The organism is Variovorax sp. P1_H12_2 (assembly GCF_056405335.1).
The window spans coordinates 1-1,050 of record NZ_JBFUCI010000782.1 but is presented as its reverse complement, the minus strand read 5'-3'; the positions used below and the strand labels follow the sequence as shown (position 1 = coordinate 1,050).

Annotated in this window: 1 protein-coding gene; it reads right to left on the bottom strand. The window is 71.3% G+C overall.

The window, feature by feature from the left end:
• A partial coding sequence (locus AC1D2K_RS35110; RefSeq protein ID WP_478095090.1) for a transglutaminase family protein occupies positions 1-1,050 on the bottom strand: 1,050 nt, incomplete at both ends.

Here is a 1,050-nt window from a genome sequence, read left to right as displayed (position 1 = left end):
CGCTTCGGGCGCGCCGAAGGCATAGGGCACGGCACCGCGGTCGGCCTCCGCGCCGGCCGGCGGGCCCGCGTAGCGCGCACGGTAGTCGGCCGATGCCGGCAGGCTGCCGCGCGGCGCGGTCGGGTCGCGCTCGACCAGGTAGGGATAGTCGCCCTTGCGGGTCCAGGGCTGCGAATCGAGCGGCAGCCGGTAGCCCATCGGCGAATCGCCCGGGATCAGGTACATGCGGTCATCGCGCAGGAACCAGGGGCCGGTCTTCCAGCCCGGACCCGCGAGCGCGGGCGCATCGGTGTCGGCGTTGGCGGCCTCGATCGGCAGCATGTAGCCGATCACGGCGTCGAGCTTCTGCGTGAACACGCGTCGCAAACGGACGCGCTCCATCTCGTCGTCGAGCCTGGAGTCGAAGGGGTCGACGTTGACCGGCAGCCGGCGCTCGCGCCAGAGGTAGTAGTAGACGTCCTCGTAGCCGGGCTGGATGTAGCGCTCGGTCAGGCCCAGGCGGTGCGAGAGCTCCGTGGTGAAGCGGCGCGCATCCTCGCTGGTGTAGTGCGTGGGCGTGCGTTCGTCGGCGAAGAGCGCCGGGTTGTGCCACAGCGTCTGGCCGTCGGCGCGCCAGAAGATCGACAGCGCCCAGCGCGGCAGCTGCTCGCCCGGATACCACTTGCCCTGGCCGAAGTGCAGGAAGCCGCCCTTGCCGTATTCGGCCCGCAGCTTGTGCACCAGTTCAGTCGCATAGCCGCGCTTCGTGGGGCCGAGGGCGTCGGTGTTCCATTCGGCGGCGTCGCGGTCGCTGGTGGCCACATAGGTCGGCTCGCCGCCCATCGTGAGGCGCACGTCGCCGGCCGCGAGGCGCTTGTCGACCGCATCGCCCAGCGCCAGCACCTCGGCCCATTGCGCTTCGGTGTAGGGCTTGGTGACGCGCGGCGACTCGTGGATGCGCGTGACCTTCATCTCGTGGCCGAACGCGACCTCGGCTTCGTCGACCGCGCCCTCGATCGGCGCGGCGCTCGAGGGCGTCGGCGTGCAGGCCAGCGGGATGTGGCCTTCGCC